The 14060-nt window shown below is 58.9% G+C and carries 7 protein-coding genes, 1 pseudogene and 1 CRISPR repeat array; of the genes and pseudogenes, 7 read left to right on the top strand and 1 reads right to left on the bottom strand.

The features are described from left to right. Positions 1-68: 68 nt before the first annotated feature. The 6 genes from NW838_RS02790 (at position 69) to NW838_RS02765 (ending at position 11018) form a co-directional block, all read left to right on the top strand. On the top strand, positions 69-1211 hold the full coding sequence (locus NW838_RS02790) for a response regulator (RefSeq protein ID WP_414355917.1): 1143 nt from the start codon (positions 69-71) through the stop codon (positions 1209-1211). A 188-nt stretch (positions 1212-1399) separates the two neighbouring features. After that, positions 1400-1777: a response regulator gene (locus NW838_RS02785; protein WP_414328794.1), complete on the top strand. Its 378-nt coding sequence runs from the start codon at positions 1400-1402 to the stop codon at positions 1775-1777. Then, complete coding sequence (locus tag NW838_RS02780; RefSeq protein ID WP_011433531.1) at positions 1774-2139, top strand: response regulator transcription factor; 366 nt, start codon at positions 1774-1776, stop codon at positions 2137-2139. The genes NW838_RS02785 and NW838_RS02780 overlap by 4 nt, the downstream gene beginning before the upstream one ends. 115 nt (positions 2140-2254) lie before the next feature. After that, a complete protein-coding gene (locus tag NW838_RS02775) occupies positions 2255-2773 on the top strand; it encodes a CheW domain-containing protein (protein WP_414427466.1) in 519 nt (172 codons plus the stop codon). Positions 2774-3075: 302 nt separating this feature from the next. Next, on the top strand, positions 3076-5577 hold the full coding sequence (locus tag NW838_RS02770) for a methyl-accepting chemotaxis protein (RefSeq protein WP_414427465.1): 2502 nt from the start codon (positions 3076-3078) through the stop codon (positions 5575-5577). Between the two features lie 188 nt (positions 5578-5765). Then, a complete protein-coding gene (locus NW838_RS02765; RefSeq protein WP_414427464.1) occupies positions 5766-11018 on the top strand; it encodes a response regulator in 5253 nt (1750 codons plus the stop codon). A gap of 41 nt (positions 11019-11059) precedes the next feature. Here the strand turns inward: NW838_RS02765 and upp are convergent, their stop codons facing one another. Next, on the bottom strand, positions 11060-11695 hold the full coding sequence (gene upp, locus NW838_RS02760; RefSeq protein ID WP_414427463.1) for a uracil phosphoribosyltransferase: 636 nt from the start codon (positions 11693-11695) through the stop codon (positions 11060-11062). A 113-nt stretch (positions 11696-11808) separates the two neighbouring features. Between upp and NW838_RS02755 the strand changes: the two are divergent. Next, positions 11809-12462: pseudogene (locus NW838_RS02755) on the top strand (metallophosphoesterase family protein); the annotation flags it as partial. Positions 12463-12900: 438 nt separating this feature from the next. Next, a CRISPR array of direct repeats spans positions 12901-14049; the repeat unit is 36 nt; unit sequence GTTTCCAATTTCTAGGGATCCCCCCGAAGGGGGAAC. Positions 14050-14060: the final 11 nt, after the last annotated feature.

Below are 14060 nucleotides of genomic sequence, written 5' to 3'. Positions count from 1 at the left end.
GCAGGGCGGCAACCGTGAAGACTAGCGTCATAATAGTCGTATCTTGCTGGACTTCGGGCAGGGATCCCATGCAGGGAAAACTACAAGAGATCGATATCCGCAGCATCCTTCAGCTCATCGAGCTGGGCCAGCGCACCGGTGAGCTTTTCGTAGAGGCCAGCCCCTCTGCCTACTGGTTTGTCTTTTTCCTGAATGGACGAATCATCTACGCCTCTGAAGCAGAAGGGAACATCGCCCGCCTCAAAGACTACTTGCGCCGGTTCAAGGTGGAAGCTGCCCTTGAGGAAATTCAAATTCCCCACAAAGCTGCAGTCAACGCTCCCGAATACAACCGCCTCTGGTCTTTGCTGGAAAGCCACAAGCTCAACCCCAACCAGGGCAAGCAAATCCTGCTGGGCATGGTGCGGGAAGTCCTCTTCGACCTGCTCAGCCTCCACCAGGGTTCCTTCATTTTTGAGGCCGGATCCCCCCTGGCCCCCCAATTGACCACCTTCCCCGTTACCCCCCTGCTCACCGAGATCGTAGCCCAAGTGCAGGAGTGGAAAAAGCTGCACCCCTACATCCAAGCTCCCAACCAAGCTCCCACCATCGTCAACCCCCTGCCGCTCCAGCAAAACCTGCCCGCCCCCGTCTTCAAAGCCCTGAGCGAGTGGTCAGACGGCAAAACCAGCATTCGCCAGATGGGTCGCTACCTGGGTCGAGACACCCTGGCGGTGGCCAAGGCCATCTATCCCTACGTCCGCCAAGGGGCCATTCAACTGTCCGAGCCCGTCTTGATCGCGGAGCCCAAGCCCAGCCGTCCCCTCAAACCCAGCGATAAGCCCAGCCACATCCTTTGCATCGACGACTCCATGGCCATCCAAAAAACCGTAGAGTTCATCCTGCAAAACGAGGGCTACCAGGTTACCACCATCGGCAATCCTCTCAAAGCGCTGGGACAGGTGTTTCTTCTCAACCCCGACATGATTCTCTGCGATGTGGCCATGCCCAAATTGGATGGGTATGAGCTGTGCGCCATGTTGCGCAAATCCAGCCAGTTCCGCGAAACCCCCATGATTATGCTGACCGGCAAGGATGGTTTTACCGACCGGATTAAGGCCCGCATGGCCGGAGCGAACGAATTTTTGAGCAAACCCTTTGCGGAAAAGGAGTTGTTGACCATTGTCGAATCCTACGTGGGCCCTCCCCCCAAACGGGGCGGTGGCGAATAGGCGTTGGGGTAGCCAAAATGTTGGCACAGAAGACTATAGGCGAAGTACTGGACAGAAGAGTGGCCTCACCGAAACAATAGGGGTAGCATGGCCGGCCCGGAGCCAGGGAGCCAGGTGAGGTTACAAGAGCAAACCTCAGTCAAAGCAGCCCGACGGTTGCGCGGGAGTGCAAAAGGAGCAAGACGGCGATGAGCAAAGTGCTGGTGGTGGATGACAACCGTACCTACCTGGAGACCATTTCCAGCTTGCTTTCCGAGAACGGTTTGGAAGTCTCCACAGCAACAGACGGCGTAGAGGCAATGGAGTGCATTCGCCAGCAGAAGCCTGATGTGGTGGTGCTGGATATTGTCATGCCGCGCATGAACGGCTACGAGGTATGCCGGGAAGTGAAGGGGGATGAAAGTACCAAACACATTCGCATCGTCATGTGTTCCACCAAAGACCAGACCTTTGATATCGAGTGGGCCAGGCGCAACCAGGCGGATGCCTATGTAACCAAGCCCTTTAAGCCCCAAGAGCTCCTGGCGACCATCAAACATCAATTGCGGGAGATGAATCGGAAATGAGTCGCGTTTTGGTGGTGGAAGATAGCCAATCCCAGCGGGAGATGATCAGCAAGCTGCTGCAGGAAAACGGCTTCGAGGTGATGACTGTGGAAGACGGGGTGGAGGCCGTAGAGGCGGTGAAGCAAAACAAACCCGACCTGATCGTGCTGGACATCGTCATGCCGCGCATGAACGGCTATGAGGTGTGCCGTCTTCTCAAGGCCGACCCTCTCACCCAAAAAACGCCCATCGTCATGTGTTCTTCCAAGGGCGAAGAATTTGACCGCTACTGGGGGATCCGCCAGGGAGCGGATGCCTACATTGCCAAACCTTTCCAGCCACAGGAACTGGTGGGTACGATTAAGCAATTACTGAGAGGCTGAGAGCTGCCCCTTCTGCTTCCGCGCCTTTCGGTAGGTCCTGAGAACGACTCTGCGTTTTAAGCAGGGAGGGGGGCGGGATCAACAGTCCACAAGACTATCCATGCGGGGGAGCATCATGCTAGGGGATCTGGATTTATTGATGGGGGATGAGACCCAAGAGTTGCGGGAGATGGAGGCTCCCGAAGGTGAGCTATTCCTAAAGTTCAAGATTGCCACCGGGGAGGAATTCGCGCTGCCAGCGGTATCGGTTGTGGAGGTGATGAGCATTGGCCCAGAGAAAATCACCCCCATGCCCAATGTCGCTCCGGTTTTGCTGGGCACGCTGAATTTGCGGGGCGAGATCGTCTGGGTTGCGGATCTGGGGCAGTTTTTGGGGATCAGCCCGCCCCTGAACATCGACCGAGCCGAGATTCCTGTGGTGGCCGTAATGGATCAACAGGATTTGCTGATGGGCTTGGCTGTGGATTTAATTGTAGGCATGGAGTGGCTGAAGACTGAATTGGTGCGGCCTGCCCTCACGGCTCCTGAGTCCATGGCTCCTTTTTTGCGAGGGGAATGGGTGGTGCCCGGAACGGGATCGCGCTTGCCATTGCTGGATCAGTCGGCCATCCTGCGATCCAATCGTTGGGGTTGACAAGCGGCCCCCTGTGAGTTCGGCGAGAGGAAAGTGTATAGTTCCTATCAAAGATCCAAGCTGACTCCATTCACAATGGGGAAAGCTGGACTGATGCTATCCCCTGCTGATGCGTAAGGGTGAGATTGCATAGTGGCCAAACCTTGAGAGGGCGGCAGAAAAGTGCATTCTTGACCGAATGGGGGCAGAAGGAGAGATAGCCTGCATCTATTATTCTAAGAGGTTCTGAGGTGTTGGGGGCGTTCCGTTTGCATCTGTGTTGAAGCGTGAACAGAGGTAGCCAAGCAGTGAAGGGAGGATCCATGGTTCCGAGCGCGAACAGTCAGAGAGACTACACCGATGCGGTGGCCGCCTTTTGGCAGGGAGACTACGTCCAGGCGGTGCGGTTGTTCAACCAAGTGGCTGCTGCTCAACCGCAAGATACTGCTGTCAAGCTGCTGCTGGCTTCAGCACAAAAACAAGCTGGGCAGTTGTTGGAAGCTCGCCAAACCTACAACACCATTTTACAGACGGCCAGCGATCCCGATGAGCTGGAGTCGGCCCGGAAGGGTCTAGAGGAGCTGTTGCAAATGGCGCCGGAGCTGGCGGACATTTCCGATTCCCCAAGAGCGGACGAGTTTCGCCCTCAAGATGAGTTTGCACCTGGGTCGGATGCCTTTTCGGAAGAGGCTTTCCCTGCTGCCGATCCCTTCTTGCAGTTCGAGGGGATGGGGGAAGAAGAGTCGGATCCCTTCGCTCAAGATCCGTTTCCGCTGGAGGCGGACAGCCTTAGCGGCGATGGCGAAGTCTTCATGGGAGAAGAGAGATTTGGGGATCCCTTTGAGACCGGCCTGCAAATGCCGGGAGCTGATCCATTGGGTTCATCTTACCAGATGCCAACCCATTCTCGGGTAACACCACCGGCCACCTCGCGACGGGTAGGCTCGGAAGAGGGCGGGCCTCAAACCGATCCGGTGGTCGAAGATGACTTTGCCTTTCTCAACGAGTTCGGTCGAGAGCATCTGGAAGCCCTAGAAGACAACTTCGACTCCATTACGCAGTTGGCCGGCGATGCCGATTTTCCCAACGAGATGGGCTTCTCCCTGCCTGGTTTTGAGGAAGAGGAAGGGGGATCCCTGGAAGAAAGCCTGCCGACCGAATTGGCTGCCCCCATGAGTGAGCCGATCCCTGCCCCCGATGAAGATACTGCCAGTCCCGGCTCTGCCCTCTTCGAGCTTGACGAGCTAGACAGCCTGGATCGCGAACTTGCCGGCATGGATGGCGGTGAGCCGGTGGGTGCCTTCCGCCCAGATGAGGGGGCGACCGGGGGGATGAGCCCAATGGCGGAGACCGGCAGCGGAGCGGCCCAAGTTCTGCTGCCCACGGCCTCCCTCCCTATTCCCAGTGTAGGTGAACAAGGGGCAAGAACCTCTGCTGGGATCGCCAACCGACCGATTGGGGATCGGCAATTGGCCATAGCGCTTATCCAAGGAGCTGTGAGTTTGGCTGCCGGCTTGGCGATTGGCCTTGGGATCCCGGCCAATGGGGGAGCTCGCTTGATTGCCGGGGTGATTGGAGGCGGGCTGATCGGCACAGGAGCAGGGGTTATCCTCGGGGCCAGCAGTGCCAAACAAATTCGCTCCACCGCCCAAGAGCTGGCCGGCCACTTTGCCGCCTTGGCCCAGGGGAATTATTCAGTACGAGCCACAGCCAACACCCACGATGAGCTGGGGCGCTTGGCCGACAGCTTTAACCAGATGGCGGCTGCCCTTGAAGCCAACTTCGCCGAACTGAGCCAGCGGGCTGCCGAGCAAGGGCAAGCTAAGGAAGACCTACAGCGCCAGGTGATTCGCCTGCTGGACGACGTGGAAGGAGCTGCCCGTGGAGACCTGACGGTGCGGGCAGAGGTGACTGCCGACGTGCTGGGGGCTGTGGCCGACTCCTTTAACCTGACCATTCGCAGTCTGCGAGACATTGTCAGCCAGGTGAAGCGGGCCGCCGCCGCCGTGAACGATGCCGCCTTGCAGAACGAGGACTTTGCCCGCAGCCTCTCTGCCGATGCTTTGCGCCAGGCGGAGGAGATCTCCAACTCCCTCAACTCCATTCAGGAGATGACGGACTCCATTCAACAGGTGGCCAGCAACGCCCGCGAAGCGGCCAACGTGACCGCCCAGGCCACAGAAGCAGCCTCTCGAGGCGGAGAAGCTGTGGATCGCACGGTGAGTGGCATCCTGGAGATCCGCGAAACCGTGGCAGAAACCACCCGCAAAGTGAAGCGATTGGCGGAATCCTCGCAGGAAATTTCCAAAATCGTGGCTTTGATCTCTCAAATTGCCTCGCGCACCAACCTGCTTGCCCTGAACGCCAGTATCGAGGCGGCCCGAGCCGGGGAATCGGGACGGGGTTTTGCCATTGTGGCCGACGAAGTGCGACAACTGGCCGACCGAGCCGCCAAAGCCTCGAAGGAGATCGAGCAGATTGTGTTGCAGATTCAATCGGAAACCGGCAACGTGATGACGGCTATGGAAGAAGGCACCCAACTGGTGATCGAGGGGACGCGGCGGGCCGAGCAGGCCAAGAACAGCCTGGACGAGATCATCGAGGTCAGTCGCCGGATCGACGAGCTGGTGCGGGCGATCTCTCAGGCCACTGTGCAACAGACGGAAACCTCTCGCTCTGTGGCGCAGGTGATGCAATCGGTGGAGTTGACCGCCAACGAGACTTCTAAAGAGGCGCAGAAGGTGGCAACTTCGCTACAACAGTTGGTGAGCATTGCCCGTGAGCTGCAAACTTCTGTCGGTCGGTTCCGGGTTGGGGATGAATGAGCAAATTTGCTGTTTTGAGGGCATTCTAGGGGCAAGGATCCCCATGAAGGAGAAGTCCCCGCTCTTCAATGGCAGTGGGATCCCCCTGTTGCAACTGTTGGCCGGACTTTTCGCCCAGGCGAGCCTCACCCTGTCCGGTCTGTTATTACTGAATGAAAACTTGTGGGCTATAGGAAGGGCCTCCTGCCATGAATGAAGAAGCACAGAAGCGGATCCTCAGTTATTTCATCGAAGAAGCCCGCGACCACTTGGCAACGATTGAACAAGTGCTCCTCAGCCTGCGGGACAGCATGAGCGATCCCGAGCTGATCAACGAGCTGTTCCGAGCTGCTCACTCCATCAAGGGGGGAGCTGCCATGCTGGGCCTCACCAGCATCCAACGGACGGCCCACCGCATGGAAGATTTTTTCAACATCTTTCGCTCCCGTCCAGGCGGAGTGCCTGTCGATCAGCACCTGGAAACCCTGCTGCTGCGGGCTTTTGATGGGCTTTCGATGTTGTTGGAGGAGCTGCAGAGCCCCCGCGGCCTCACCCAGGAAGTCAGCAACACCACCCTGGCGGAATTGGAGCCGGTTTTTCAAGAGACCGAAAGGCACATTCAAAATCTTCTCGGCGAGGGCCCTGTCTCAGCTCCCGTCTCGCCGCCGGCGGTTCGCACCCTACAGCAGGACATGGCGGAGGTGGTGCCGCAGCAGTTGCGCCAGATGCTGGAGCTGTTTAAACAACGGGATCAGGCAGATGTCCGAGAGCGTTTGGTGGCGGCGAACGCCGTTCTCAAGGAGATCGGGCAAGTCCATCATCTGGCGGGCTGGCAACAGTTGACGGAAACCTTCGAGCAAGCCCTGGGCAACCCCGATGCCGACCTGCGAACTTTGGCTTTGGTTGCCTTGCGGGATTTGAAGCAAGGGCAGCAGCTTATCTTGGCCGGCAAGCCTGAGCAGGTTGCCCCTTCTTCAGAATTGCAACAATTGGCTCGCCCTGCCGCCCCTCCTGCCCCGCCGGATCCCCTTGAGGTGGTGGTGCATCAGCAGATCCCGGCCTTGTTGCGCCAGATGTTGGAACTCTTCAAACGTCCCGACGACCCAGCCACTCGACCGGCCCTGCAAGCGTTGGCGCAATCTTTGCAGGATTTGGGGCAATCCTCGGCTCTGGAACTGGGGGGCTGGACAGATTTGACCCGCTTGATCGGCGAGATTTTGGCGGATCCCGGCCAGGATTTGCGACAACTGGCCCTGCCGGTGCTGCGAGATCTGAAGCAAGCGCACCAAGCTCTGGCCGGCGGAGCGGCAAACACCATCCGACCCTCGGCTGAGTTGCTGGCTTTCCGCCCTGTTCCGGCAGCCCCTGAAGAGCCAGAAGTCCCTGAGCCCTTCGACCTTGGCCTTGCTTGGGGGTCTGAGGCAGAGCCGTCATTCCCAGAACCTGGGGGTGCCCCAGAGGATTGGGCTGCGGCTGCTGGGATCCCTGCGGAGGAAAGCGCTGCCCCCGATCTGAGCTGGGAAGCTGAGCCGGTGCCAGAGGCGGTAACCCTCGCCGAGACCTCTTTTGATGGAGATGAGCTCGGAGCCGACCGGTTGCCGGAGCAGGAGAGCGCAGAGACAAGCTGGGATCTGGTGGCAGAGCAGACCTCATCCCTTGGGGAAGCGGGCACCAGCGGAGCGGAGCTCTATGCCACCCCCTTGGATCTGGAGGAAGAAGCCACCTCGGCCTTTGACGAGCTGTTCGCCAACGCAGAAGCGCTGTCTGATATTGAAGAGTTCCCAACAGAGCTGATCCCTCCTTCTCCTGAGCCCCTCTCCCAGACCTTTGAGGATCTGAGCCCAAGGTTGGACGAGGAGAGAGCCGAGGCAGATCTAGCGGAGCTGTTTGCCGAAGTGGTGAGTGAAGAGACAGAGGGGTTTGTCTCTGCTGAGCTCGCCTGGGATGCTGGACAGGAGCCGACTGACCGGAGCGCTGCTGCGGACATGAGCGAGGGATCCGGCTTTGTCCCAGACGCAGCCGCAAGTGCTGGGGTAGAGGCGCTATTCGAGATTGAGGAACTTCCCGTAGAGAGCGCCTCCCGGCAAGAAGGGTCTCAGCTTCCTGACGTTGAGGCCGTTCCCGCTGGTGAGCCGGAGGCCGATCTTTGGGCGGCTGAGCCGTCTCCACCCCTTCAAGAGACCCTTGAGGATGGGGAAATCGCAGCAGATCTTTGGGCTGAATTTCCCGCAGACATCCAGCCGGAGGATTTTTCCATCCCAGCAGATCATCTGGCAGAGTCGGGTTCCGACGAGGTGGGATCCCTGGGGTTTGCTGACCCTGCTGTCTTTGATGCTGCCGAAGACAGCCTGGAAAGCCTTTTTCCCACCCCTGCGGCAGAAGCCGATCCGGCTTGGTCGATGCCCGAAGTCGGTGAACCTTCCGTATTTTCTTTGGACATTGCCGAGGCTGAGCAGCTTGGGGATCTCGCTGTTGGCGAACCCTTCCCCACGTTGGACGAGCTTGCCTCTCTACCCGACATGGCCAACGAGCCGACGGAATCGGAAATTCCAGACTTCAGGGCTGAGCTGAGCCTTGGGGATCTCTTTGCCGGTGAGACCCTCGAGGAGGACTCCATCCCGCTAACCCAATCAGAAGCCGGGGACACAGCAGAAGCCCAAGAGTGGGCGCTTCTGGAGAATCTGTTCCCGGTGCAGGAGGAGTCTTTCGCGGAGCTGCAACCCACGGCTGAGGAGACAGCCACCCCTTCCCCGGAGATCTCCTTCGACCGCCTCGATGCTCTGTTTAGCCAGGAATCCGACGCAGAAGGACTGAGCCTGGCAGCCGGCGGATCCCTCTCGGCCATGGATGCCGATGGCGGTCGCGCTAGCGGAGCGGAGCTCTACGACCAGGTGGATCTGGATGAGTTGAGCCGGTTCTTGGCAGAAGGGGAAGCGCTCCAGGAAGAGACCCCCTTGGATTTTGCCACCTTCCTGGGCGACACAGAGGCTTTGCAAGCGAGCAGCCTGGCGGAAGTGCCCGTGTCTGAGCCAGAGCCGCCGGTTGCCGCACTGGAGGAAGAAAATGCCCTCCAGCCTGCGGAGGACGATCTGGAAAGCCAGTTGGCCAGCCTGTTTGCAGAAGATGAATCCTTAGCCGTTCCTGTTGGCGAGGCCGAGACCCCAGAGGAAGAGGCGCTGGAAGCTGCTCCGGCTCCCCGTTTGGACGATTTGGCAGCTCTTTTCGATGCTGCTGAACCGGCGGCGGCTTTTGAGGAGACATTTGCTCCCACCCTAGAGCCTGCTGCTGCAGTGCCGGGCGAGGCTGGAAGCGATTTTGAAGCCCAACTGGAGTCTCTCCTGGGGGATCTCGATCGCGTCAGCGGTGCGGAGCCCTTTGTAGCTCCCAAAGCGCCTGCCGCTGCTCCTACACCTTCACCATCTGTTGCTGCTCCCGCTCCGGCGGTGACTGGGCCAACCTCACGGCGAGCTGCTGCCCTCAGCAACCCCGTGATGCGGGTGGAAGTACGTCACCTCGACTCCATCAACAACCTGGTGGGAGAGTTGGTGGTCATCCGCAACAGCATGGAGCAAAACCAAACCCGTCTGCGCCAGTTTCTGGATGGCCTGTTGGGCCGTGTGCAACAGCTAGGGGATCTGGGCCAGCGCATGCGGGATCAGTATGACCGCTCTCTGTTGGAATCGGCTTTGTTCTCCAGCCGCAGCAGCTCAGCCTATGGCGGCACGGTAACGGTGGGCTTCGGTCGAAATGGGGAGGGATCCAGCCGAGGAAGGCGGAGTCATTCCTCCGGCCAAGAGTTCGACAAGCTGGAGATGGACCAGTTTACGGCCTTCCACGCTCTGGCCCAGGAGATCATTGAGCTCATCGTGCGGGTGCGCGAGTCCTCCTCCGACATCGAGTTTGCCGTGGATGAGGCAGAGCAGATTACCCGCCAATTTCGCCAGGTGACCACCCAACTGCAAGAGGGCCTGAACCGGGCGCGCATGGTGCCCTTCTCGCAAGTTGCCGACCGCTTGCCCCGCGCCATTCGGGATCTCTCCATCAAAACGGGCAAGCAGGCCAGCCTGGTGGTGGAGGGACGCGACACCCTTATCGACAAGGCCATCCTGGAGGAGCTCTATGACCCGATGACCCATCTGGTGAACAACGCTCTGGTTCACGGGATCGAGCCCCCTGAGGAGCGTCGCCGGGCGGGCAAACCCCCTGAGGGCAAGATCGTCGTCAAAGCCTTCTATCAGGGCAACCAGACGATCATCATCGTCTCGGACGACGGCGCCGGGATCCCGGTGGAGAAAGTCAAGGCCAAAGCTCAAAGGTTGGGGCTGCTGGCGGAACAAGCCGACGAGGACGAAGTGTTCAACGTTCTCTTCCACCCCGGCTTCAGTGTTCGCGAGGCCAGCGAAGTGGACGATCTGGCCGGTCGGGGGGTTGGCTTGGATGTGGTGCGCCGCAACATCACCGATCTGCGCGGCAGTATCCAAGTGGATTCTGTGCGGGGCAAAGGAACCACCTTTACCATCCGCCTCCCCCTCACCCTGAGCATTTCCAAGGCCATGGTGTGTGTCAGCGACAAAGCCCTGATCGCCTTCCCCCTGGATGGCGTGGAGGAGATGCTGGATGTTCCTGCCGACGAAGTTCAGCCGGATGAGCAGGGGCGGCCCTCAATTCTCTGGCGGGATCAGCGCCTTCCCTTCCAGCCCCTCTCGAATCTGCTGGCCTACAGCCGCAGCCACAGCCGCAGCCGTTCTGAGGTGTACAGCATCACTCAGGATGAGGGCATCATTCCCATTGTCATCCTGCAAAGTGCCGGTCAGTATGTTGCTCTGCAGGTGGACAGCTTTGTGGAAGAGCAGGAAATCGTGATCAAGCAACTGCGCGGGCCTGTGCCCAAGCCGCCGGGCATTTCTGGGGCAACGGTGTTGGGGAACGGGCGGGTGCTGCCGATTGCCGACATCATCGAGCTGGTGGACATAGCCCACGGTCGCCGTCGGGATCTCAACCGCTTCTGGCTGGATCACCGGGATGAGGAGCCGACCCCGGAAGAGGTGCGTCAGACCACGGTGCTGATCGTGGACGACTCGATTACCGTTCGGGAGCTGCTCTCAATGTCTTTCCAGAAGGTGGGCTACCGGGTGGAACAGGCGCGGGATGGCCAGGATGCCTGGGAAAAGCTGCGCGGCGGCCTGCCCTGCGACCTTATCTTCTGCGACATTGAGATGCCGCGCATGGACGGCCTAGAGCTGCTCACCCGCCTGCGAGAAGACAGCAACTTCAAGCATCTTCCGGTTGCCATGCTCACCTCGCGGGGGGCAGAACGGCACCGGCAAACAGCACGGGAACTGGGAGCAACTGCCTACTTCACCAAGCCCTATCTGGAAGAAGAGCTGCTCAGCGCTGCTGCCCGCATGCTGCGAGGAGAACAGTTGTTGGCGCCTAACCCAACTTCCCAATCACAACAGTAGTGCAGTTCTGGACGGGGTGCTGTAGGCATGGCACTCTTGTATCAGCGGGTGCCGAACAGGCGATCCCCTGCATCTCCCAGGCCGGGGATGATGTACCCGTGCTCGTCTAGGCCATCGTCTACAGCAGCGGTATAAATCGGCACATCCGGGTTCTGTTTGTGGAAATATCGGATCCCTTCTGGGGCGGCCACCAGGCAGATGAAGCGGATCGACTGGGGTCGGGTTTGGCGTAGGCGCGCTACAGCCGCTGCTGCCGAATGGCCGGTGGCCAACATTGGATCCACCACCAGCACCTCACGATCCTCGATATCGGTGGGCACCTTGAAGTAGTACTCGATGGGGATCAGGGTATGGGGATCCCGATACAAGCCGATATGCCCCACCCGTGCTGATGGGATCAGCTCCAGCATGCCGTCGAGGAGCCCTTGGCCGGCCCGCAGGATCGAGACCAGCACCAGCTTTTTCTCTGCCGCCAACATCGGCGCCAACATTGGGGCCATCGGGGTTTGAATGGGCTGCAGCTTGAGGGGCAAATCGCGGGTCACCTCGTAGGCCATCAAGAGGCTGATCTCCCGCATCAGCGCCCGGAAGTCGGCGGTTGTGGTTTCAACACGGCGCATGAGGCTGAGCTTGTGCTGTACCAGAGGGTGATCGATGGTAATCACCTGGGCCGCCATGCTGTGCTCCTGAGATAAAGGGATCCCGTGATGGATGTCAGAATAGCAGAAGCGCTTGCCCCCCCGGTGGGCCGAAGGCTTTGTCTGCTTGCTGTTGTCAAGGGGAGTAATCAGTGCAGATCCGCTTTGCTGTGGTGAGCGATCCCCACGTCGCCCTCCCTTCCACCCTTTGGGATCACCCCAGCCGATTTCACCTGGTAGAGGTGAGCATCCCGGCTCTGGAACAGGTTTTGCAGCATCTGGTGCAGTTGCCTTTGGATTTTCTGCTGTTGCCGGGGGATCTGACCCAGCATGGGGAGCCGGAAAACCATGCGTGGCTGGCGGAGCGGCTGGCTCGGCTGCCCTTTCCGGCTTTTGTGGTGCCCGGCAACCACGATGTGCCCCAGCCCAAGGCCAACGGGCGCTCCATCGGTTTGGCTGATTTTCCCCGCTACTACCAAGCTTTTGGCTATGAGGACGGGCAGTCTTTGGATTACAGTCGGCTGTTGCGGCCAGGGATCCGTTTAATCGGCCTCAATTCCAACCATTTCGATGCTCAGGGTCAATTGGTGGGGTGTCTAACCCCGGAACAACTGGCCTGGCTGGAGAAGGAATTGGCGGCAGCCAAAGAAGAGCTGGTGCTGCTGATGGTGCATCACAACGTGGTCGAGCATCTGCGCGGGCAGTCTCTCCATCCCTGGGGGCGTCGCTACATGCTGGAGAATGCCTCTCAGTTGCGGCGGCTGCTGCAAGCTTATGGGGTGCAACTGGTGTTCACCGGACATCTGCACATCCAGCACATCGCCCGACGAGGGGGGGTTTACGACATTACCACCGGCTCTTTGGTCAGCTTTCCCCACCCCTACCGCCTTGTCGAGATCCGGTCGGATCGAGAGACCGGAATCCAAGTCCATATCCAGAGCTACCGGGTGGGATCCCTGCCCGATTGGCCCGATTTGCAAGCGTTCTCCCGGGAGTGGATGGCCCAGCGCAGCGAACCAGCGGTGGTTAAGTTTTTAACCTCCGCACCGCTGAATTTGCCTTTGGAACAGGCACAAGCCTTGGCCCCACAATTGCGCTACTTTTGGGCAGCGGTGGCTGCCGGGGATCCAGACCTCACTTTCCCAGACTTTCCCCAGCCAGCAGGCCGATTTCTGGAGCGTTTCAGCCGTTGCTTTCGCTGCCCGCCTGATAACCAGGCCCAGCTTCAGTTCGCTTCCAATTTCTTTTCCAATTTCTAGGGATCCCCCCGAAGGGGGAACTGCCCTTGCCGCTTTGAGCAGCGCCGGTGACCTTGTTTCCAATTTCTAGGGATCCCCCCGAAGGGGGAACAGAGATTAATCGTATGCTGTCTGAGATGCAGTGGGAAGGTTTCCAATTTCTAGGGATCCCCCCGAAGGGGGAACTGGCGATATAGTCACCTAGGCTGTTGTAAACGAACACGTTTCCAATTTCTAGGGATCCCCCCGAAGGGGGAACCCTCCTTCGTAATAATTACGAATGGGAAGCTCTCCCATGCGGTATTCCAATTTCTAGGGATCCCCCCGAAGGGGGAACCCACCTTTCAACCCCATTGGCTTAGCCAACAAAAGGTTGACGGATTCCAATTTCTAGGGATCCCCCCGAAGGGGGAACCCTTTCAGAATTAACTCTACCGCAGTTATCTGTAAACAAGATTCCAATTTCTAGGGATCCCCCCGAAGGGGGAACCCATGCGGGAGGCTCGCCGGGCAGTGGAAGATCTTCGCTTCCAATTTCTAGGGATCCCCCCGAAGGGGGAACCCCTTTCTACCCACCATCCAGGAGTGTGCCTACTAAGCACTTCCAATTTCTAGGGATCCCCCCGAAGGGGGAACCCTTAGGCGCTAGCTAGTCTGTTCCCAGTTGATGATCTGCTTCCAATTTCTAGGGATCCCCCCGAAGGGGGAACGTTGGAGGTTCGCTTATGTCTGTTAGCCTTCGTCTGAGTTTCCAATTTCTAGGGATCCCCCCGAAGGGGGAACAGCCAACATTTCCTAATAGTAAATGGTTTGTATTAAAGTTTCCAATTTCTAGGGATCCCCCCGAAGGGGGAACTACGCCTACAAGATTCCAGGTGAACGCCCTCACTATGAGGTTTCCAATTTCTAGGGATCCCCCCGAAGGGGGAACTATACAGCGTACAGACCAGGGGATTCAGTTTAATTTTGTTTCCAATTTCTAGGGATCCCCCCGAAGGGGGAACAGGAGCAGCCCTGAATAAGGAAGTCCGCTCTGGCCTGGAAGTTTCCAATTTCTAGGGATCCCCCCGAAGGGGGAACGGTCCGCACCATAAATGGCCGTGAGTACTACTGGAACTTGTTTCGAATTTCTAGGGATCCCCCCGAAGGGGGAACGAGGCCTCGCG

Origin of the sequence: Synechococcus sp. R55.2 (assembly GCF_047462075.1) — a bacterium.
Taxonomy (GTDB): domain Bacteria; phylum Cyanobacteriota; class Cyanobacteriia; order Thermostichales; family Thermostichaceae; genus Thermostichus.
Note: the sequence above shows the minus strand (reverse complement) of the source record. Positions and strands in the feature narration are given on the sequence as shown.

What these genes read in the sequence shown, in the direction of transcription:
- NW838_RS02790 (WP_414355917.1), top strand. Translation starts at nt 69, where the DNA reads ATGCAGGGAAAACTACAAGAGATCGATATCCGCAGCATCCTTCAGCTC.
- NW838_RS02785 (WP_414328794.1), top strand. Translation starts at nt 1,400, where the DNA reads ATGAGCAAAGTGCTGGTGGTGGATGACAACCGTACCTACCTGGAGACC.
- NW838_RS02780 (WP_011433531.1), top strand. Translation starts at nt 1,774, where the DNA reads ATGAGTCGCGTTTTGGTGGTGGAAGATAGCCAATCCCAGCGGGAGATG.
- NW838_RS02775 (WP_414427466.1), top strand. Translation starts at nt 2,255, where the DNA reads ATGCTAGGGGATCTGGATTTATTGATGGGGGATGAGACCCAAGAGTTG.
- NW838_RS02770 (WP_414427465.1), top strand. Translation starts at nt 3,076, where the DNA reads ATGGTTCCGAGCGCGAACAGTCAGAGAGACTACACCGATGCGGTGGCC.
- NW838_RS02765 (WP_414427464.1), top strand. Translation starts at nt 5,766, where the DNA reads ATGAATGAAGAAGCACAGAAGCGGATCCTCAGTTATTTCATCGAAGAA.
- upp (WP_414427463.1), bottom strand. Translation starts at nt 11,695, where the DNA reads ATGGCGGCCCAGGTGATTACCATCGATCACCCTCTGGTACAGCACAAG.